A 20,681-nucleotide genomic window follows, 5' to 3' on the forward strand; every position below is an offset into this window, starting at 1 on the left:
CCCCATGAATCGTGCTGCGGGAAGTCGAGTGCTTCGGGGACCATGAAGCATGAGCCCGGACGACTGGCAACTCACCGAGGACATCGACGACTTCCTCGCCCGAGCAGGGGACTTTCTGCGCTCGCGCCCCGTCATGCACAACACACCGCTGACGACGCTCGAGAAACTGAGAAAAAACGGCACGGACGCGTCCGGCGCCGAGGCCCCGGTCTTCGGCCGACTGGAGTCGGAGGGCGAGGTCCGGGCCGTCTGCTACCGCACTCCGCGCGGCCGCCTGACCCTCACCACCCTCTCCGCAGGACAGGCCGACACGCTCGCCGCCCACCTGGCCGGCCTCGGCCACACCTTCTCCGGCGTCACCTCGGACCACGACACCGCCACGGCTTTCGCCGAGGCATGGAAACGGCACACGGGCGCAGCGCCGGTACGCGACTGGCGGGCCGTTCTGTACCGACTCGGCACGCTCACCCCGCCGGAGCCGGTCCCGGAGGGCCGGGGGCGGCTCGTGGGCGAGGGAGACCATGAGCAGGTGATGCGCTGGTGCCGTGAGTTCGCCGCGGATGTCGGGGAGGCCGTCACCGTCGACTCCGCTTCCTGGGCAGGCACACGCTTCGCCGAGAAGCGCTATACGTTCTGGGAGACCCCGGACGGCACGCCCGTCTCCATGGCGGGCGCGAACCCCATGGTGGCCGGCATGGTCCGGGTGGACCCCGTCTACACGCCCGCACACCTGCGGGGTCGTGGGTACGCGGGCGCGGTGACGGTCGAGGTGAGCAGGGCCGCGCTGGCCGCGGGTGCGACGGAGGTGGTGCTGTTCGCCGATCCGGCCAACCGCACCAGCAACGCGCTCTACCAGCGCATCGGATACGCCCTCGTCGCGGACTTCACCGGGTACGACCTCTCCCGGACCGGGTGCGGAGGAACCTGACCCATCCGGACGGCGCATTCCCCCAACGGGCGGCGTGCGAGTGCGGTGTGCCTTCTCGGACCCGATATTGACCGGTAACGGACAGTATCCCCGAGGAGGCTCCCCATGCCCGCAGCCACCCACGCCAAATGGGCCGCAGGCGCCGCGGCGCTCGCCCTCGCCGCGACGGGCTGCGGCGGCGGCAGCAGCGGGGGCGGGGGCGGGAGTGACAGCGGTGCCGTGCTCAGCTCCTCCTGGGGGGACCCGCAGAACCCGCTGGAGCCGGCCAACACCAACGAGGTGCAGGGCGGCAAGGTCCTCGACATGATCTTCCGGGGGCTGAAGCGGTACGACCCGAAGACCGGCGCCGCCAAGGACATGCTCGCCGAGAAGATCGACACCACGGACTCGCAGAACTTCACGGTCACCGTCAGGAGCGGCTGGAAGTTCAGCAACGGCGAGGCCGTCACCGCGAAGTCCTTCGTGGACGCCTGGAACTACGGCGCCAGCCTCAAGAACAAGCAGAAGAACGCGTACTTCTTCGGGTACATCGAGGGCTACGACAAGGTCCACCCCGACACCGGCAAGCAGACCGCAGACACGCTCTCCGGCCTCAAGGTCACCGGCCCCCAGACCTTCACCGTCAAGCTCACCCAGAAGTTCTCGACCTTCCCGGACACCCTCGGCTACGCGGCCTTCGCCCCGCTGCCCGCGGCCTTCTTCTCCGACCACGCCGCCTGGATCAAGAAGCCGGTCGGCAACGGGCCGTACATCGTGCAGTCGTACACCAAGGGCTCGAAGATGTCCCTGAGGAAGTGGGACGGGTACCCCGGCGCGGACAAGGCGCAGAACGGCGGCGTGGACCTCAAGGTCTACACCGACAACAACACCGCCTACACCGACCTGATGGCCGGCAACCTCGACCTGGTGGACGACGTCCCGGCCGCCCAGCTCAAGAACGTCAAGGCCGACCTCGGCGACCGGTACCTCAGCACGCCCGCCGGCATCATCCAGACACTCGCCTTCCCGTTCTACGACCCGAACTGGAACAAGAGCGGCTCGGTGAAGGTCCGCGAGGGCCTGTCCAGGGCGATCAACCGCAAGCAGATCACCGACACGATCTTCCAGAAGACCCGTACCCCGGCCGGTGACTGGACCTCCCCGGTCCTCGGTACGAAGGGCGGCTTCCAGGACGGGCTGTGCGGGAGCAGTTGCGAGTACGACCCCGCTGAGGCGAAGAAGCTGATCCAGGAGGGCGGCGGGCTGCCCGGCGGCCAGGTGAAGATCTCGTACAACGCGGACACGGGCTCCCACAAGGAGTGGGTGGACGCCGTCTGCAACTCCATCAACAACGCGCTCGGCAACGACAAGGCCTGCGTGGGCAACCCGGTCGGCACCTTCGCGGACTTCCGCAACCAGATCGGGCAGCGCAAGTTGACCGGGCCGTTCCGGGCCGGCTGGCAGATGGACTACCCGCTCATCCAGAACTTCCTGCAGCCCCTCTACTACACCAACGCCTCCTCCAACGACGGCAAGTGGTCCGACAAGGACTTCGACAAACTCGTCAACCAGGCCAACACCGAGACCGACATCACCAAGGCGATCGGGCTCTTCCAGAAGGCCGAGAAGGTCGTGCGCGACAACATGGCGGCCATCCCGCTCTGGTACCAGAACGGCAGCGCGGGCTGGTCCGACCGGCTCTCGAACGTCGCGCTGAACCCGTTCAGCGTCCCCGTCTACGACGAGATCAAGGTCGGCTGAGCGCGCATGGGACGGTATGTGGTCCGGCGTCTGCTCCAGATGATCCCGGTGTTCATCGGGGCCACGCTGCTGATCTTCCTGATGGTGAACGTGATGGGCGACCCCATCGCGGGACTCTGCGGTGAGCGGCAGTGCGACCCGGCCACGGCCGCGCAGCTCAAGAGGGAGTTCGGCCTCGACAAGCCGGTGTGGCAGCAATACCTGACCTACATGGGGAACGTCTTCACCGGCGACTTCGGCACCGCGTTCAACGGCCAGAAGGTCACCGAGCTGATGTCGACGGCGTTCCCCGTCACCATCCGGCTGACGATCGTCGCGATCCTCATCGAGATCGTCATCGGCATCACGCTGGGGGTGATCACCGGCCTGCGGCGCGGCCGGCCGGTCGACACCTCGGTCCTGCTGGCCACCCTGGTGGTCATCTCCGTCCCCACCTTCGTGACCGGCCTGCTGCTCCAACTGCTCCTCGGCGTCGAGTGGGGCTGGATCAAACCGTCGGTCTCCCCCGACGCCACCTTCAGCGAGCTGATCGTGCCGGGCCTGGTCCTCGCGTCCGTCTCCCTGGCCTACGTCACCCGGCTGACCCGCACCTCCATCGCGGAGAACCGGCGCTCCGACTACGTCCGCACGGCCGTCGCCAAGGGCCTGCCGAGGCAGCGGGTGATCATCCGTCATCTGCTGCGCAACTCGCTGATCCCGGTGGTCACCTTCATCGGCACCGACATCGGCGCGCTGATGGGCGGCGCGATCGTCACCGAGCGGATCTTCAACATCCACGGCGTGGGCTACCAGCTCTACCAGGGCATCCTGCGCCAGAACACCCAGACCGTCGTCGGCTTCGTGACCGTGCTCGTCCTCGTCTTCCTGGTGGCCAACCTGCTGGTCGACCTCCTGTACGCCGTACTCGACCCGAGGATCCGCTATGCCTGAGCAGTACGAGTCCGAGGGCGCCGTCTCCTCCACGGGCATGGGCGGTGCGATGGACCTCGCCGTGAGCGAGGCGGGGACCCTGGAGCGGACGCCCGGCGGTCCGGAAGGGACGGGACCCGCGGGCAGGCCGCGCTCCCTGTGGTCGGACGCCTGGCGCGACCTGCGCCGCAACCCCGTCTTCATCGTCTCGGCGCTGGTGATCCTGTTCCTGGTCGTGATCTCCCTGTGGCCGTCGCTGATCGCCTCCGGCAACCCCCTCAAGTGCGACCTCGCCAAGGCCCAGGAGGGCTCCCAGCCCGGGCATCCCTTCGGCTACGACGGCCAGGGCTGCGACGTCTACACGCGCACGGTGTACGGGACCCGCATCTCCATCAGCGTGGGCGTCCTGGCCACGCTCGGCGTCGCGCTGCTCGGCTCGGTCCTCGGCGGGCTCGCCGGGTACTTCGGCGGGGGCTGGGACTCGCTGATGTCCCGGATCACCGACATCTTCTTCGCGATCCCGGTGGTGCTCGGCGGACTCGTCCTGCTCTCCGTGGTGACCAGCAACACCATCTGGCCGGTCATCGGGTTCATCGTGCTGCTCGGCTGGACGCAGGTCTACCGCATCGCTCGCGGCTCGGTCATCACCGCCAAGCAGAACGACTACGTGCAGGCCGCCCGCGCGCTCGGCGCCTCCGACTCCCGCATCCTGCTGCGGCACATCACGCCGAACGCGATCGCCCCGGTGATCGTCGTGTCGACCATCGCGCTCGGCACGTACATCGCGCTGGAGGCGACCCTGTCGTACCTCGGCGTCGGTCTGAAGCCGCCCACGGTCAGCTGGGGCATCGACATCTCGGCGGCCTCCCCGTACATCCGCAACGCCCCCCACATGCTCCTGTGGCCCGCCGGCGCGCTGGCGGTCACCGTACTGGCGTTCATCATGCTCGGCGACGCGGTTCGCGACGCCCTCGACCCGAAGCTGAGGTGAGCCGACGCCATGGCGCTGGAAGCGTGTGAACTGCGGGTGTGGTGCCGGGCCCTGGTGAAGGTCCGCCCGGCTCGGGGCCTTGCGGACCGGCCCGGTCCGCAGTCCCGCATTGCTCGGCGCGACCCCCTCGATCTGGAGTTGAGGTGACGGTGTCATGGCCCTGGACCTGCGCGGTCGGCGATCGTGGCCCCACCCATGGCGGGGGCCCGGTGCGCCACGGCGCGAAGCCGCCGGCCCGGCGCCTCACGCGGACCGGCCCGGTCCGCAGTCCTGCACCACCCGGCGGGACGCCGTCGTGCGCGACGCCCTCGACCCGAAGCTGAGGTGACGGCGTCATGCTGCTCGAAGTGCGGGACCTGCACGTGGAGTTCCGGACCCGGGACGGGGTCGCCAAGGCCGTCAACGGGGTCGACTACGCCGTGGACGCGGGGGAGACCCTCGCGGTGCTCGGTGAGTCCGGGTCGGGGAAGTCCGTCACCGCGCAGGCGGTCATGGGCATCCTCGACATGCCGCCCGGGAGGATCACGGGCGGCGAGATCCTCTTCCAGGGCCAGGACCTGCTGAAGCTGAAGGAGGACGAGCGCAGGAAGGTCCGCGGCGCCGAGATGGCCATGATCTTCCAGGACGCGCTGTCCTCCCTCAACCCCGTGCTCTCCGTGGGCGACCAGCTCGGCGAGATGTTCGTCGTGCACCGGGGGATGTCCCGGAAGGACGCGCGCGCGAAGGCCGTCGAGCTGATGGAGCGGGTGCGGATCCCGGCGGCCAGGGAAAGGGTCAAGGACTACCCGCACCAGTTCTCCGGGGGCATGCGCCAGCGCATCATGATCGCGATGGCGCTGGCCCTGGAACCGGCGCTGATCATCGCCGACGAGCCGACGACCGCGCTGGACGTCACCGTCCAGGCCCAGGTGATGGACCTGCTCGCCGAGTTGCAGCGCGAGTACCACATGGGGCTCATCCTGATCACCCACGACCTGGGCGTGGTCGCCGACGTCGCCGACCGGATCGCCGTGATGTACGCGGGCCGGATCGTCGAGACGGCCCCGGTGCACGACATCTACAAGGTGCCCGCGCACCCGTACACCAAGGGCCTGCTGGAGTCGATCCCGCGGCTCGACCAGAAGGGCCGCGAGCTCTACGCCATCAAGGGCCTGCCGCCCAACCTCATGCACATCCCGCCGGGCTGCGCCTTCCACCCCCGCTGCCCGATGGCCCAGGACGTCTGCCGGACCGACGAACCGCCCCTGTACGAGGTGAACGGTGAGGAGCCGGACCGCCGCAGCGCCTGCCACTTCTGGAGGGAGTGCATGAATGGCTGAGTCGATTCTGCACGTCAGGGGGCTCTTCAAGCACTATCCGCTCACCCAGGGGGTTCTCTTCAAGAAGCAGGTCGGCGCGGTGAAGGCCGTCGACGGCGTGGACTTCGAACTCGCCCGCGGTGAAACCCTCGGCATCGTCGGGGAGTCCGGCTGCGGCAAGTCGACGGTCGCCAAGATGCTGGTCAACCTGGAGAAGCCGACGGCGGGGGAGATCCGCTACAAGGGCGAGGACATCGGCAAGCTGTCCGGCAAGGCCCTGCGCGCCGTGCGGCGCAACATCCAGATGGTCTTCCAGGACCCGTACACCTCCCTCAACCCCCGGATGACCGTGGGCGACATCATCGGGGAGCCGTACGAGATCCACCCCGAGGTGGCACCCAAGGGCGACCGGCGCAAGAAGGTCCAGGAGCTGCTGGACGTGGTCGGGCTCAACCCGGAGTACATCAACCGCTATCCGCACCAGTTCTCCGGCGGCCAGCGCCAGCGCATCGGCATCGCACGGGGTTTGGCGCTGCGCCCCGAGGTCATCGTCGCCGACGAGCCGGTCTCCGCGCTGGACGTCTCCGTGCAGGCCCAGGTCATCAATCTGATGGACCGGCTGCAGAGCGAGTTCGAGCTGAGTTACGTCTTCATCGCGCACGACCTTTCGATCGTCCGGCACATCTCGGACCGGGTCGGGGTGATGTACCTCGGGCGGATCGTGGAGACCGGCAAGGACGCCGAGATCTACGACCACCCGACGCACCCCTACACCCAGGCGCTGCTGTCCGCCGTCCCCGTGCCCGACCCGGTGGCGCGGGAGCACCGGGAGCGGATCATCCTCACCGGAGATGTGCCGTCGCCGACGAACATCCCCTCGGGATGCCGCTTCCGCACGCGGTGCTGGAAGGCGCAGGAGCGGTGCGCGCTGGAGGTGCCGCTGCTGGCGGTGCCGGCCGGGTTCCGGGGCGTGAGCGGTCCGGCCGCCCATGACTCGGCCTGCCACTTCGCGGAAGAGGCTCCATCGATCAGGCGCTCCGCGCCGGGCGTCGTGCCGACCGATGAGTAACACGCAGGCAACTTGGCCGACCCGGTTCCGATATACGGACGCGTCAGTCTCTAGAGCGTACGGCCGTGCGGGTGCCGTAAACGGGCCGGGGCTCGCCATGTAGCCCCGGCCCGTTGCCGTGCCTAGGCCCGACCCAGCGACCGCTTCAGGAAGTCGAGTTGGAGCCGCAGCAGGTTCTCGGCGACCGACTCCTGCGGGGTCATGTGCGTGACGCCGGACAGCGGCAGCACCTCGTGCGGACGGCCGGCGGCCAGCAGGGCCGAGGACAGCCGCAGCGAGTGGGCGACCACCACGTTGTCGTCGGCGAAACCATGGATGATCATCATCGGACGGTGCGGTTCGGCCGCGTCCACGAGGCCCGCGTCGTCGATGAGCGAGTTGCGGCGGTAGACCTCCGGCTGCTCGTCCGGGTGGCCGAGGTAGCGCTCCTGGTAGTGGGTGTCGTACAGCCGCAGATCGGTGACCGGGGCGCCCACCACGGCCGCGTGGAAGACGTCCGGGCGGCGCAGCACCGCGAGCGCCGCCAGATAGCCGCCGAAGGACCAGCCGCGGATGCCGACCCGGCTCAGGTCCAGCGGGAAGCGGTCGGCGAGCGCACGCAGCGCGTCCACCTGGTCCTCGACGGTGACCCCCGCGAGGTCGTCGCGGACCGCCTTCTCCCAGGCCGGGGAGCGGCCCGGGGTGCCGCGGCCGTCCGCGACCACGACCGCGAACCCCTGGTCGGCGAACCACTGCGAGGTCAGATGCGGATTGTGCGCGGCGACCACCCGCTGGCCGTGCGGACCGCCGTAGGGATCCATGAGGACCGGGAGCGGGGTCTCGCCGTCGTGGTCGCGGGGAAGCAGCACGGCGCACGGGATGCGCCGTGCGCCCCCCTCGGTGAGGGTCAACCGCGGTGTCATGCCGGGGTCCTCCGCGTACGAGGCGACGGTCGCCGCGTGCTTGCCGTCGCGAAGGACCTGCACGCGGGCGCCCGGCCGGTCCGGTGCGGCGGACACCAGCACGGTCACGCCCCCCGCACGCACCGCCGAGTGCACGCCGGGCTCCTGCGAAACCCGCTCCAGGCCTAGCTCGTTGACGCGGTAGACATGCACCTCGCCGGTCTCGGGGGCCTCGGCCTCCTCGCCGGCGGACGCGGCGATCAGCACGTTGTCGTCCGAGACGTCCAGCACCGCCCGGACGTGCAACTGCGGTCCCGTCAGCGGGCGTTCACCCACCGCGAGGACCCGCGCCCCGCCCTCGTCGACGATGCGCACCAGCCGCCCGGACGGGCTCCAGCAGGGCACCCCGGGGAAAAGATCAAGCCAAACCTGATCTTCGTCCGCATGCACCAGCCGGGTCGCGCCCGTCTCGGGGCTCACGGCCAGGAACAACTGGCTGCGCTGGTCGCGCGCCTGTACGAGCAGCAGCGGCACGCCCGCTTCTGACCAGTGCACATGCGCCAGATACGGATAGCGCGCCCGGTCCCAGGTGACCTCCGTGCGCGCCCCGTCCAGACCGATCACGAACAGCCGTACGTCCGCGTTGTCGGTGCCCGCCGCCGGGTAGGCGACGTGCTGTGGCTCACGTTCCGGCTGGGCCGGGTCGGAGATCCACCAGCGCCGTACCGGCGTGTCGTCCACGCGCGCGACCAGCAGTCGGTCCGAGTCCGGCGACCACCAGAAGCCGCGCAGGCGTTGCATCTCCTCGGCCGCGATGAACTCCGCCAGCCCGTAGGTGACGTTCGCCGACTCCGGCTCCGCGAGGGCCCGTTCGTCCTTGCCCTCGGCGCCCACCACCCGCAGCGCGCCCTGCGCGACATAGGCGACGTGCCGGCCGTCGGGGGAGGGGCGTGGGTCGATCACCGGTCCGGGGGCGGGGAGTTCACGTGCCGTACCGGCCCGCAGTTCGGCCGTGAAAAGCCGCCCTGACAAGGCGAAACCCGCCAACTCCACGGCCGCGTCGGTGGCGTAGCCGACGATGCCGGCGCCGCCCTCGCGGCTGCGTTCGCGGCGCGCCCGCTCCTCCGGCGGAAGCTCCTCGGAGGCGCCGCCGAGCAGGGCGCGCGGGTCGGCCGCCACGCGCTCCCCGCCGCCCTCTGCATCGAGAACCCACAGGGAATTCGCCCTGTCCGTACCGGAGGTGGAGCGCAGGAACACGACACGGGTGCCGTCGGGCGCCACGGTGAAAGCGCGCGGCGCGCCCAGGGTGAACCGCTGGGTGCGGGCGTGCCTGCGGGGGAAGGAGTCGGACGTCGTCGTCATGCCCTGACCATATTGGCCATGCGCCCCCTTGTGCGGCCGTGCGCCGATCGATGCGCGCGGTCGGATAGTTATGATCACTAGCGCATAGTGGGTATGAACCTGCTGGTTGTTGTGTGGTTCTGTCCGGCCCCTAAGTTCGACCCCCCGCGCTCTTGGGACCTTTGGAGGTGAGCCGCCGTGGCACTCTCGATTTCGGCGGTGGTGCTGCTGGCGATCATCGTCTTCCTTCTGATCAAGAAGTCAGGACTGAAGGCGGGGCATGCGATCGTCTGCATGCTGCTCGGGTTCTATCTCGCCTCCTCGACCGTCGCTCCCACCATCCACGAGCTGACGACGAACATCGCGGGGATGATCGGCAGCATCAAGTTCTGAGGCCGGGCTGCACTGCACTGTCGGTGCCGCCTCGTAGGGTGGCTCCATGACGGAACAGCCCTCCCGGCGTCTGCTGCTGGTGCATGCGCACCCGGACGACGAGTCGATCAACAACGGCGTGACCATGGCCGCGTACGCGGCCAGGGGTGCCCGCGTGACGCTGGTCACCTGCACCCTGGGCGAGCTCGGCGAGGTCATTCCGCCGGAGCTCGGGCACCTCACCGGCACCGCCCTCGGCGAGTACCGGCTGCGGGAGCTCACGGCCGCCATGCGCGAGCTCGGCGTCGAGGACTTCCGTCAGCTCGGCGGCCCGGGCCGCTACCGCGACTCCGGGATGATGGGCCTCGCCGACAACGACGACCCGGCCTGCTTCTGGCAGGCGGACGTGGACGAGGCGGCCGCCCACCTCGTCGAGGTGATCCTGGAGGTACGCCCCCAGGTCCTCGTCACCTACGACGACAACGGCGGATACGGCCACCCCGACCACATCCAGGCCCACCGCGTGGCCATGCGCGCCGCCGAACTGGCCGCGCGGGCAGGGTGGGAGATCCCCAAGGTCTACTGGAACCGCGTGCCGCGCTCCGTCGCCGAGAGTGCCTTCGCCCGGCTTGCGGACGATTTGCCCGGTCTGCCCTTCTTCAAGGCCGCCGTCATCGACGACGTACCGGGTGTCGTGCCCGACGACCGGATCACCGCCGAGATCGACGGCACCGCCCACGCCGCAGCCAAGGCCGCCGCGATGCGGGCCCACGCCACCCAGATCGAGGTAGCCGAACCGTACTTCGCGCTCTCCAACGAACAGGCGCAGCCCCTCTTCACCACCGAATACTACGAATTGGTGCGCGGGGAAGCCGGAGAGTCGAGAGAGACCGACCTCTTCGCCGGAACCGGGTTCGCCGGTGCCGAGGAGGCGTCATGACGGAGCGCGGTTCCCTGCTCGCCCAGCCGCTGCAGCGGCCCTCCGCCGGACGGACGCTGCTGTACGTGGGCCTCTTCGTGCTCGGCGCGGTCGTCGGCGCGGCCGGTGCGCTGGTGCAGGCCGGCTGGTTCCCCGGCGGGCTGCTGCTCGCGCTCGCGGGCGAGGCCGGGCTCTGTCTCGGCGGCGGCCGGGCCACCGGCAGCCGCGGCGGGGCGATCGCACCTGCCGCCGGATGGATGATCTCCGTCATCCTGCTCACCGCCAGCAGACCCGAAGGGGACTTCCTCTTCGGCGCAGGAGGCGGCTCCTATCTCTTCCTCTTCGGAGGGATGGCCGTCGCTGTGATCTGCGCCACCCTTGGACAGGGGCGGCAACCAGGTGCCCATGACGTCCGACTTGGCAAGTGACGTACCACTTCGCCATTAACCACTAGTGGGAGTCCCGTGTGGGTTTCCCCGGCGGTCATGGGATACGCGCCAGAAGTGGCCAGTATGGTGGTGCGCGCCGCCGAGCCGCCCGTGAGGTTGTGTCGGGCGGCGGAGCCAACCGGGAGAACCTGCCTTGAGTCGTGAAACTGACACTCCGTCCTCCGGGCCCAACGGGCGCGGCCAAGCCGCATACCCGTCGGGCACGCCGCCGTACGGGACCCCCACGGCTTCCGACGCCGGTACGGATGCGGGCCGTTCGGCCGCGCAGCCGGAGGACCGCAAGACCGAGACCACACTGACGACCCGGATCCGGATCAACATCCCAGGGTCGCGGCCCATTCCGCCGGTCGTCGTGCGTACGCCCGTCGCGGACGCCGAGGGCTCCGACGACACCGGGGAGACCGAGGCTCCGGGGGGTGCCACCCAGGCCATGAGCACCGTCGAGCCCCCGGCCGAGTCCGCTCAGCCCGCCGAGGACAGGGCGAGCGGTTGGTTCGCACCCCGCAAGTCGGCCCCCGCCAAGGGCGGTCAGGGCGGCGGCTCCACCAACGGCGCCGGTCTGCCGGGCGGTTCGGGCGCAGGTGCGCCGACCGCCCCGGGCGCCGGGCCCTTCGGCGGCGGTGCTTCCGGCGGCGCCCGTCCGGGCACCGGCCGCCCCGGCGGCGTGGTGGGCTCCATGAGCGTGCCGGGCGGCTCCCGGCCCGGCGGCGCCTCCCGCCCGGGCGGGACGAACGGCGCCGGGCTCCCCGGAGCGACCGGCGGCCCCGTGGCCCCCGGGCACGGCGGCGGCACCGGTTCCTTCGACGTCACCGAGGCGCTGGCCGCCGGACCGCTCGGCGGCGGCGCGCGCCCCGGCGGCGGCAGCGAGCCTCGCCGTGACGACCTCCCGTACTTCTCGGACGGCGAGCGCGGCACCCAGAACGGGCAGAACGGTCAGGGCGGTTACGGCGGCCCGGGCGGTGCGAGCGGCTTCAACGGGCCGAACGGCCGCGGCGGCCAGGGCGGCGCCCAGGGCCCCGCGGGCCCGACCGTCGGCCCGGTCACCGGTGACAGCCCCGTGACCTCGCCCTTCGGCGCCGGACCCGGCGGACCCGTCGGACCCAAGGGACCCGGCGGCTCCGGCGCACCCGCCGGCCTCGGCGGCCCCGCGGGCATCGGCGGCCCCGGCACCATCGGCGGCGCGCACGGCGCGGGCCTCGGCCCCGGTGGCGGCCTCAGCGACGACACCGCGATCCTCACCCCGCAGAAGCCGGCCCCCGAGCCGGCCCAGCAGGGCTTCCCGGCGCCCGACAACATCTCCGGACACACCGTCACCAGCGGCGTCCCGGTCGGGTCGCCCGGCGCGAGTTCGCCCTTCGGCCCCGGCTCCCACACCGACGGCCCGCTGCCGCACACGCCCCCGAAGCTGCCCGAGCCGGGCGGCCAGAGCGCGTCGGCCGCCGCAGCGCCCAAGAAGCAGAAGAAGGGGCGCAACAAGCTGGTGCTGCTCGGCACCGGCGTGGTCATCGTCGGCGGTCTCGCCTACGGCGCCGGGCTGCTGATGAACCACTCCGACGTGCCCAAGGGCACCACCGTGCTCGGCGTCGACATCGGCGGCGGCACCCGCGACGAGGCCGTCAAGAAGCTCGACGCGGCCTTCGGCGACCGGGTGGACAAGCCGCTGAAGCTGTCCGTCGGCGGCAGGACGGTCGAGCTCAAGCCGGACCAGGCGGGCCTGCAGTTCGACGAGCAGGCCACGGTCGCGGCGGCCGCGCAGGCCGACTACAACCCGATCTCCGTCATCGGCTCCCTCTTCGGCAACCACCGGGTCGTCGACCCGGTCATGCCCGTCGACGAGGAGAAGCTGACCGCCGCCCTGCAGAGCGCGGCCGGCGGCTCCGGCTCCATGACCGAGGGCACGATCAAGTTCACCTCGGGCAAGGCCGTCGCCGTCTACGGCAAGGCGGGCAAGGGCATCGACGCCGCCAGGTCCGCCCAGGCGGTCGAGGAGGCGTACCGCAGCCAGGTGGAGACCAACGCCACCGACCCGGTCGCGGTCGTCACCACGACCCAGCAGCCGACGGTCACGAACGCCGAGGTCGACCGGGAGATGAAGGCCTTCGCCGAGCCGGCGATGTCGGGGCTCGTCACGGTCAAGACCGACACGGGCGTCTCGCTGCCGCTCAGCCCGCAGAACTCCCTGTGGAAGTTCCTCCGGGTCGCGGCCGTGGACGGCAAGCTCGTCGACAAGCCGGACCTCGCTGCGCTCAAGCAGCTCTACGGCGGCCAGTTCGACAACGTCCTGATCACCCGGGCCACCGGCAAGAAGACGGCCGTCACCCCCCAGGACGTCTACGTCGCCCTGCGCCAGGCCCTGCTGAGCAAGACCAACCGGGTCGGGATCATCAAGACCAACCCGAGCTGACGTCAGGCCCGGCGAAGGGGGGCACCCGGCCACGCGCCGGGTGCCCCCCTTCGCCGTCTGTCACCGTCCGCCGTATGACATCTGTCATCCGGCAGTCAGGACCGCCGACACTGACGTGACCTGGGCCTGCGCGGCCACCATGGATCCATGACGACGACAGCGAAAGCGACCACCGCCCCGGTGGTCGGCTTCGACCAGGTGAGCAAGACGTACGGGACCGTACGGGCCGTCGACGGGCTGACCCTCGCCCTGCACCCGGGGGAGACGGTGGCCCTGCTGGGGCCGAACGGGGCCGGCAAGTCGACCACCCTCGACCTGCTGCTCGGCCTAAAGAACGCCGACAGCGGCACGGTCAGCGTCTTCGGCACCAGCCCGCGCGAGGCCATCGTCGCCGGGCGCGTGGGCGCCATGCTGCAGAGCGGCGGGCTGATGGACGAGGTCACGGTCGCCGAGCTGGTGAAGCTCGCCTGCGACCTGCACCCGAAGCCCTACAAGGCCAAGGACGTGCTCGCCCGCGCCGGCATCTCCCAGATCGCCGACCGCAAGGTCAACAAGCTCTCCGGCGGCCAGGCCCAGCGCGTCCGCTTCGCCCTCGCCACGGCCGGCGACAGCGACCTGATCGTCCTCGACGAGCCGACCACCGGCATGGACGTCTCCGCCCGCCAGGCCTTCTGGGCCACCATGCGCGAGCAGGCCGACCAGGGCCGCACGGTCCTGTTCGCCACGCACTACCTGGAGGAGGCGGACGCCATCGCCGACCGGGTGCTGGTCCTGCACCGGGGCCGGCTGCTGGCGGACGGCACGGCGGCCGAGATCAAGGCGAAGGCCGGGGCGCGCAGGGTGTCGTTCGACCTCGAAGGCACCATCGACGAGGCGCCGATCCGCTCGCTGCCCTTCCTCACCTCGATCGACATCAGCGGCCAGACCGTCCGCATCCAGTCCTCCGACGCCGACGCGACCGTGCACGCCCTGTACGGCCTCGGTGTCTACCCCCGCAACCTCGAAGTCGCCGGGCTCGGTCTGGAGCAGGCCTTCGTCGCCATCACCGCCGCCGAGGAGGCGAAGCAGTCGTGAACAGCCTGATCAAGCTGGAGCTCACCCGCGCCCTGCGCAACCGCAAGTTCCTGTTCTTCTCGGTGATCTACCCGTCGGTGATCTTCCTGCTGGTCTCCAACCAGACGGGGAAGGTCGACGGCACAGGACTGAGCGTCGCCTCGTACGTCATGGTCTCCATGGCCTCCTTCGGCGCCCTGACCGCGGTCCTCATGGGCAACAGCGAGCGCATCGCCAAGGAGCGGGAGGGCGGCTGGGTACGGCAGCTGCGGCTGACCACGCTGCCCGGGCGCGGCTATGTCCTCGCCAAGACCGCCAGTGCCGCCGTCGTCAGCCTGCCCTCCATCGTGGTGGTCTTCCTGGTCGCCGCGGCCGTGCGGGGCGTACGGCTGGACGCCTGGCAGTGGTGCGCGCTCACCGGGGCGATCTGGGCCGGCAGCCTGGTCTTCGCCGCGCTCGGCGTCGCCATCGGCTACCTCGCCACCGGTGACGCGGTCCGCCCGATCACGATGATCACGTACTTCGGCCTGTCGATCCTCGGCGGCCTGTGGATGCCGTCGACCACCTTTCCCCAGTGGTTGCAGGACATCGCCAAGTGGCTGCCCACACACGCGTACGCTGCCCTCGGGCGGGCCATCGAACAGAGCCAGTCCCCCGAGACCAAGGACCTCGCCCTCCTCGTCGTCTACTTCCTCCTGTTCGCGGGCGGCGCGGCGTGGCTGTACCGGAAGGACACGCTGAAGGCGTGAGCACGATGACGGACGACGGGCTGCCCGCGGAACTCCGGGCCGAGAACGCGATCCGGGTCGGCCAGCCGCCCCGCAACCGGGCCGAGGCCACGCGCAAACTGGTCTGGATCCTGCCCTGGCTGATCTTTCTCGGGTCGCCGGTGCAGGACCTGGCCTCCGGCCACCACACGCCCGCCGCGACCGCGGCGGGCTGGGTGGCCCTGGCCTCCTTCACCGGCGTCTATCTGGCGCTGGTCTTCCGCAACATGGGCCGCCCGTACTCCGGACGGGCCGTAGGCGCCCTCGTCGCCGTGCTCGGAACGCTCGCCCTGGTCCTGTGCCTCACCCTCGGCAGCGCGTGGATCGGCCTCTTCGTGTACGTCTCCGTCACCTGCGGCGCCACGCTGCCGCAGCGGATCGCGTACTGGGCGGTCGGGCTGAACACCCTCACCATGCTCCTGGTCCTGCTGCACTTCCGTGCGGACGACTGGAGCCTCGTCCTGGTGGTGCTGCTCCTGGGCTTCGCGATGATGGGCGTGAAGCAACTGGTGCGGACGACCGTGGAGCTGCGCAAGGCCCGCGCCACGGTCGCCCAACTGGCCGCCAACGAGGAGCGTCTGCGCCTGGCCCGCGACCTGCACGACCTCCTCGGCCACTCGCTCTCCCTGATCACGCTGAAGAGCGAACTGGCGGGCCGCATGCTCCCCGACCACCCCGACAAGGCGGCCCAGCAGGTCGCCGACATCGAACAGGTCAGCCGCCAGGCCCTGGTGGACGTCCGCGAGGCGGTCAGCGGCTATCGCCGCCCGCGCCTGTCCGAGGAACTCGCGGGCACCCAGGTCGCCTTGACGGCAGCGGGCGTCACCGCCGAGGTCCCCGACCGGCCGGACCTCACCGGCGTCTCCACGGAGAGCGAGTCCGCCCTCGCCTGGGCGCTGCGCGAGGCGGTCACCAACGTCGTACGGCACAGCGGCGCCACCCGCTGCACGGTGGAGGTGCTGCACCGCCAGACCCTGGACGGCCCGGTCCTGGAACTCGCCGTGGAGGACAACGGCTCCGGCGCCCCCGGCAAGGGCCCGGGCAACGGTCTGACGGGCCTGACGGAACGCCTGGAGAAGGCCGGCGGCACCCTGGAGGCAGGCCGTATCAAGCACGGCTTCCGTCTCGTCGCCCGCGTCCCCGCCGACACCCCGTCGGCCGTAGGATCCGGGGCATGAGCTCTACGATCAAGGTGCTCCTCGCCGAGGACCAGTCGATGGTCCGCGAGGCGCTGGCCGCCCTCCTCGGCCTGGAGGACGACATCGAGGTCGTGGCCCAAGTGGCACGCGGTGACGAGGTGTTGGCGGCCGCCCGTGAGCACGCCGTGGACGTGGCCCTCCTCGACATCGAGATGCCGGGCTGCACCGGCATCGAGGCGGCGGCACAGGTCCACAAGGCCCTGCCCGCCGTGAAACTGGTCGTCCTCACCACCTTCGGCCGCCCCGGCTACCTCCGCAGCGCCATGGAAGCAGGCGCCGACGCCTTCCTGGTCAAGGACGCCCCGGCAGCCCAACTGGCAGAAGCGGTACGCAAGGTGCTGGCGGGCGAGCGGGTCATCGACCCCACCCTGGCGGCGGCGGCCCTGGCAGAGGGCGCCAACCCGCTGACGGACCGAGAGCGCGAGGTCCTTCGCGCGGCGGCGGACGGCTCGACGAACGCGGAACTGGCAGCGGCCCTGCATTTGTCCCAGGGGACGGTCCGGAATTACTTGTCGACGGCAATCCAGAAACTGGCGGTGAGAAACAGGGCGGAGGCGGTACGGATCGCCCGGGAAAAGGGCTGGCTGTAGCGCCCCGAAGGGGCGCGGGGCTGTGTTGATATGCGGCTCCGCCGCGTGGGCGCGACAAGCCACAACGAACTCGCACACGCACAACTGCACAAACCCCTATGGCGATGGGGCGAACTCAGTTGAGAAGCGCCCGGGCCGCCCGGGCCTGCCCCCGCACACGCTCCGCGGCCGACTCATCCACCGCCCCCAAGATCTCCGCATACGCCTCCAACTCCACCGCCCCCTCGACGAAGTCCCCCCGCTGCACCAGCAACTGCGCCCGCTCGTACCGCAACCGCGCAGGATGCGAAGGCAACAACAACGACAGCTCCACCGCCCACAAGGACACATCCGACCGCTCCGGCCGAGCGGCCGCCCACGCCCGGATGTTGTTGAGGATCCGCAGAACGACATCCAGCGGATCCGCCGCCGTCAACATCGACGGATCGAGTGGAGCCCCCGTGGCCCCCGCCACCAACAGCTCAGCGTCGCCGACGCCCAGCACACGCCCCCCGTCGAACGGATCCACCAGCACCTGCCGCTCCTGGGGCCCGAACCCGACCACGAAGTGCCCCGGCAGAGCGACCCCGTACACCGGCGCCCCCGCCCGCCGTGCGACCTCCATCCACACCACCGACAGCAGGATCGGCAGTCCGCGCCGCCGCCGCAGCACCTCGTGCAGCAGCGAGGACTCCAGGCGCTGGTAGTCGGCGGGGGAGCCGCGGAAGCCTTCCTGCACCCCGAGCAGGTGGTGCAGCGCCGTGGCCCACGCCATCGGACCGCCCGGCCGGAACGGCACCCGCCCCGCCAGCCGGTCCAGCTCCATCTGGGCGGCGTCCAGGCCCACCTCGTCCAGCGCCCCGTCCGCCTCCGCGCCCACCAGCAGGCACAGCGTCGACAGATCGGGCCGCTCGGACCGCGCCTCCTCGGCGAACCGCCGCCGCAGTTCGGCGGACCGCTCGGGCGGTGGGGGGTGTGGGGAACGCATAGCAGCCTGGTGCCCTCTCCCGGGGGTCGGTACTACGAGCCGCTGCCGGGAGCCGCCGGTTCCCGGTAGTGGTGGTACGCGTGGTGCGCGGCGAAACCCATCCCGGCGTACAGGGCCCGCGCCCCCGCGTTGTCCTCCTCGACCTGCAGCCAGGCGGCCGAGGCGCCCTCGTCGAGCGCCCGCCGGGCCAGCGCGGCCATCACGGTGGTGGCCAGCCCGCGCCGCCGCTGCTCCGGATCCACCTCGACGGCGGCGAAGGACGCCCACCGCCCGTCCACGACACACCGCCCGATCGCCGCGGGCGCCGCGCCCTGCGACGAGCCGGGAACCGTCGCGAACCACACCGAGGGACCGCTCCTCAGCACCTTCAGCGCCACCTCGCTCACCCCCTTGCGCTGGTACCGCGCAAGCCACGCCTCGTCCGCCTCCCGGGACAGCACGACCCCGGACGCCTCCGCCCGGTCCGCGACCGGCGCGAGCGCCCCGATCCACAGTTCGGCGGTCACCTCACGCACCCATCCGCGCCGCTCCAGCTCCGCACACAGCAGCTCCTGCGTGCCCTCGGCGCCGGTCGCGGTCTGGACGTACGCGGGCAGCCCGCGGTCGCCGTACCAGCCTCGTACGAGGTCGAGGGCCTCGTCGAGCGGTACGCCCGGGTCGCCGAGCGGCAGCACCGAATTGGCGCGCCGCGTGAACCCGGCCGCGGCCCGCAGCTCCCACCCACCGAGCCGCTCGCTCTCCACCGGCCGCCATGCGCGCGAGGCGACGTGCGCCAGCTCCTCGTACGAGGCGGCGGGGCCCCGTCTGCGGGCCGGCGCGGCGGGGACGACCTTGCCCGCGACCAGCGCCGATTCCGGAATGCGGATGCTCTCGCCGCTCTTCCGTGTGATCAGCAGCACACCGTCGTCCCATGATGTGAGAACACCCACCGTGTCGGTGAACTTCTCGTCCGGGGCTCCAGGAGTGGTCAAGCGACGCACGGAAACTCGTTTCCCCACGTCAGCAGCGGTGATACGAACCTCGAGACGTCCGCCGGCCGAGATTTCCACAGGTCAGTTCACCCCTCCTGTTCGGATCACGCCCAAGAACGGAGATACTAGGGGCGGGCATCGACGACGCCGCGCTCCCGCGCGCCAGGCGGCGGAGCCTACGGAGGCCCGCCAGCGCCCTATCGAGGAGGAACGACAGCGTGACCTACGTCATCGCGCAGCCTTGTGTCGACGTGAAGGACAAGGCGTGCATCGAGGAGTGCCCGGTCGACTGCATCTACGAGGGCCAGCGGTCCTTGTACATCCACCCGGACGAATGCGTCGACTGTGGTGCCTGTGAGCCGGTCTGCCCGGTCGAGGCGATCTTCTACGAGGACGACACTCCGGAGGAGTGGAAGGACTACTACAAGGCGAACGTCGAGTTCTTCGACGAGCTCGGCTCCCCCGGCGGTGCCAGCAAGCTGGGCCTGATCGAGCGGGACCACCCCTTCATCGCCGCGCTGCCGCCGCAGGCCGAGTAATCACGTAAGCGGCCCGCACACCGTGCCGCCTCGGTCCCGTACGGCCGGATCGCCCCGCTGATCGCCGTACGGGACCGAGGCGTTTGCCGTACCAGGGCCCCTGGGCCGTCTGCCGTACCAGAAAGTGAGCCAGATCCCGTGTCCGCAGTCTCCGACCGCCTGCCCACCTTCCCCTGGGACAAGCTGGAGCCGTACAAGAAGACGGCCGCCTCGCACCCGGACGGCATCGTCGACCTCTCCGTCGGCACCCCGGTCGACCCGGTCCCCGAGCTGGTCCAGAAGGCCCTCATCGACGCGGCGGACTCCCCGGGCTATCCGACGGTCTGGGGCACCCCGGCCCTGCGCGACGCGATCACCGGCTGGGTCGAGCGCCGGCTCGGCGCCCGCGAGGTCACGCACAAGCACGTCCTGCCGATCGTCGGCTCCAAGGAACTCGTCGCCTGGCTCCCCACCCAGCTGGGCCTCGGCCCGGGCGACAAGGTGGCGTACCCGCGCCTGGCCTACCCGACGTACGAGGTGGGCGCCCGTCTGGCCCGCGCGGACCACGAGGTCTACGACGACCCCACCGATCTGGACCCGACGAACCTGAGGCTGCTGTGGCTCAACTCGCCGTCGAACCCGACCGGCAGGGTGCTGGGCAAGGCGGAGCTGACCCGGATCGTCGCGTGGGCGCGCGAGCACGGGATCCTGGTCTTCTCCGACGAGTGCTACCTGGAGCTGGGCTGGGAGGCGGACCCGGTCTCGGTCCTGCACCCGGAGGTGAACGGCGGCTCGTACGAGGGCATCGTGTCCGTCCACTCCCTCTCCAAGCGCTCCAACCTGGCGGGCTACCGCGCGGCTTTCCTGGCCGGTGACCCGGCCGTGCTCGGCCCGCTGCTCGAGATCCGCAAGCACGGCGGCATGATGACGCCGGCACCCACCCAGGCGGCCGTGGTGGCGGCCCTGGGCGACGACGCCCATGTCCGGGAGCAGCGCGAGCGGTACGCGGCCCGGCGCACGGCCCTGCGCGAGGCGCTCCTTCGCCACGGCTTCCGCATCGAGCACAGCGAGGCCAGCCTCTACCTGTGGGCGACGCGGGACGAGTCCTGCTGGGACACCGTGGCCCACCTGGCCGAGCTCGGCATCCTGGTCGCGCCGGGCGACTTCTACGGCACGGCGGGCGAGAAGTTCGTACGCGTGGCGCTGACGGCGACGGACGAGCGGGTGCGGGCGGCCGTGGGGCGGCTGTAGCGACCGTGGACGTGACGAGGGGGCCCGGGACGATGTCCCGGGCCCCCTCGGCGTTTCAGGTGGC

At 70.9% G+C, this 20,681-nt stretch carries 19 protein-coding genes; 16 read left to right on the plus strand and 3 right to left on the minus strand.

Annotated features, from left to right (window positions below):
* The first annotated feature begins 49 nt into the window (after nucleotides 1-49).
* The 6 genes from ACIBW9_RS21540 to ACIBW9_RS21565 all read left to right on the plus strand — a co-directional run bounded on the left by ACIBW9_RS21540 (nucleotide 50) and on the right by ACIBW9_RS21565 (nucleotide 6,935).
* Nucleotides 50-928 (plus strand): GNAT family N-acetyltransferase, encoded by an 879-nt coding sequence (locus ACIBW9_RS21540; protein ID WP_398957278.1) that lies wholly within the window; start codon nucleotides 50-52, stop codon nucleotides 926-928.
* Between the two features lie 105 nt (nucleotides 929-1,033).
* Nucleotides 1,034-2,668: an ABC transporter substrate-binding protein gene (locus ACIBW9_RS21545; RefSeq protein WP_398957280.1), complete on the plus strand. Its 1,635-nt coding sequence runs from the start codon at nucleotides 1,034-1,036 to the stop codon at nucleotides 2,666-2,668.
* Between the two features lie 6 nt (nucleotides 2,669-2,674).
* The gene (locus ACIBW9_RS21550) at nucleotides 2,675-3,598 is read left to right on the plus strand and encodes an ABC transporter permease (protein ID WP_398957283.1); all 924 of its coding nucleotides are present in this window, start codon (nucleotides 2,675-2,677) and stop codon (nucleotides 3,596-3,598) included.
* Nucleotides 3,591-4,568, plus strand: a complete 978-nt coding sequence (locus ACIBW9_RS21555) for an ABC transporter permease (RefSeq protein ID WP_398957285.1) — start codon at nucleotides 3,591-3,593, stop codon at nucleotides 4,566-4,568. Before ACIBW9_RS21550 ends, ACIBW9_RS21555 begins: the two co-directional genes overlap by 8 nt.
* Nucleotides 4,569-4,903: 335 nt before the next feature.
* A complete protein-coding gene (locus ACIBW9_RS21560) occupies nucleotides 4,904-5,887 on the plus strand; it encodes an ABC transporter ATP-binding protein (protein ID WP_398957287.1) in 984 nt (327 codons plus the stop codon).
* Nucleotides 5,880-6,935 (plus strand): ABC transporter ATP-binding protein, encoded by a 1,056-nt coding sequence (locus ACIBW9_RS21565; RefSeq protein WP_398957291.1) that lies wholly within the window; start codon nucleotides 5,880-5,882, stop codon nucleotides 6,933-6,935. Before ACIBW9_RS21560 ends, ACIBW9_RS21565 begins: the two co-directional genes overlap by 8 nt.
* Nucleotides 6,936-7,057: 122 nt before the next feature.
* Here the strand turns inward: ACIBW9_RS21565 and ACIBW9_RS21570 are convergent, their stop codons facing one another.
* A complete protein-coding gene (locus ACIBW9_RS21570; protein ID WP_398957293.1) occupies nucleotides 7,058-9,178 on the minus strand; it encodes a prolyl oligopeptidase family serine peptidase in 2,121 nt (706 codons plus the stop codon).
* 177 nt (nucleotides 9,179-9,355) lie between these two features.
* Here ACIBW9_RS21570 and ACIBW9_RS21575 point away from each other — a divergent pair, with 177 nt between their 5' ends.
* From ACIBW9_RS21575 to ACIBW9_RS21610, 8 genes are all read left to right on the plus strand, one after another.
* The gene (locus ACIBW9_RS21575; RefSeq protein WP_115906118.1) at nucleotides 9,356-9,550 is read left to right on the plus strand and encodes a hypothetical protein; all 195 of its coding nucleotides are present in this window, start codon (nucleotides 9,356-9,358) and stop codon (nucleotides 9,548-9,550) included.
* Nucleotides 9,551-9,596: 46 nt separating this feature from the next.
* Complete coding sequence (gene mshB, locus ACIBW9_RS21580; RefSeq protein WP_398957296.1) at nucleotides 9,597-10,469, plus strand: N-acetyl-1-D-myo-inositol-2-amino-2-deoxy-alpha-D-glucopyranoside deacetylase; 873 nt, start codon at nucleotides 9,597-9,599, stop codon at nucleotides 10,467-10,469.
* On the plus strand, nucleotides 10,466-10,876 hold the full coding sequence (locus ACIBW9_RS21585; protein WP_398957298.1) for a DUF6113 family protein: 411 nt from the start codon (nucleotides 10,466-10,468) through the stop codon (nucleotides 10,874-10,876). Before mshB ends, ACIBW9_RS21585 begins: the two co-directional genes overlap by 4 nt.
* A gap of 154 nt (nucleotides 10,877-11,030) precedes the next feature.
* On the plus strand, nucleotides 11,031-13,301 hold the full coding sequence (locus tag ACIBW9_RS21590; RefSeq protein ID WP_398957300.1) for a hypothetical protein: 2,271 nt from the start codon (nucleotides 11,031-11,033) through the stop codon (nucleotides 13,299-13,301).
* Between the two features lie 147 nt (nucleotides 13,302-13,448).
* Nucleotides 13,449-14,375: an ABC transporter ATP-binding protein gene (locus tag ACIBW9_RS21595; RefSeq protein ID WP_398957302.1), complete on the plus strand. Its 927-nt coding sequence runs from the start codon at nucleotides 13,449-13,451 to the stop codon at nucleotides 14,373-14,375.
* Nucleotides 14,372-15,103, plus strand: a complete 732-nt coding sequence (locus tag ACIBW9_RS21600; protein ID WP_398957304.1) for an ABC transporter permease — start codon at nucleotides 14,372-14,374, stop codon at nucleotides 15,101-15,103. Before ACIBW9_RS21595 ends, ACIBW9_RS21600 begins: the two co-directional genes overlap by 4 nt.
* 5 nt (nucleotides 15,104-15,108) lie before the next feature.
* The gene (locus ACIBW9_RS21605; RefSeq protein WP_398957652.1) at nucleotides 15,109-16,299 is read left to right on the plus strand and encodes a sensor histidine kinase; all 1,191 of its coding nucleotides are present in this window, start codon (nucleotides 15,109-15,111) and stop codon (nucleotides 16,297-16,299) included.
* Entirely contained in the window at nucleotides 16,296-16,910 is a 615-nt protein-coding gene (locus tag ACIBW9_RS21610) for a response regulator transcription factor (RefSeq protein WP_115906111.1), read from the plus strand. Before ACIBW9_RS21605 ends, ACIBW9_RS21610 begins: the two co-directional genes overlap by 4 nt.
* A gap of 115 nt (nucleotides 16,911-17,025) precedes the next feature.
* Here the strand turns inward: ACIBW9_RS21610 and ACIBW9_RS21615 are convergent, their stop codons facing one another.
* The gene (locus tag ACIBW9_RS21615) at nucleotides 17,026-17,877 is read right to left on the minus strand and encodes a tetratricopeptide repeat protein (protein ID WP_398957306.1); all 852 of its coding nucleotides are present in this window, start codon (nucleotides 17,875-17,877) and stop codon (nucleotides 17,026-17,028) included.
* A 32-nt stretch (nucleotides 17,878-17,909) separates the two neighbouring features.
* On the minus strand, nucleotides 17,910-18,926 hold the full coding sequence (locus ACIBW9_RS21620) for a GNAT family N-acetyltransferase (protein WP_398957308.1): 1,017 nt from the start codon (nucleotides 18,924-18,926) through the stop codon (nucleotides 17,910-17,912).
* Between the two features lie 140 nt (nucleotides 18,927-19,066).
* Between ACIBW9_RS21620 and fdxA the strand changes: the two genes are divergently transcribed.
* Both fdxA and ACIBW9_RS21630 read left to right on the plus strand, forming a co-directional pair.
* A complete protein-coding gene (gene fdxA, locus ACIBW9_RS21625; RefSeq protein WP_030929316.1) occupies nucleotides 19,067-19,387 on the plus strand; it encodes a ferredoxin in 321 nt (106 codons plus the stop codon).
* A 138-nt stretch (nucleotides 19,388-19,525) separates the two neighbouring features.
* Nucleotides 19,526-20,617, plus strand: coding sequence for a bifunctional succinyldiaminopimelate transaminase/glutamate-prephenate aminotransferase (locus ACIBW9_RS21630; protein WP_398957311.1), 1,092 nt, complete (start codon nucleotides 19,526-19,528; stop codon nucleotides 20,615-20,617).
* Nucleotides 20,618-20,681: the final 64 nt, after the last annotated feature.

This window comes from Streptomyces sp. NPDC049541 (assembly GCF_044465725.1).
GTDB lineage: Bacteria > Actinomycetota > Actinomycetes > Streptomycetales > Streptomycetaceae > Streptomyces.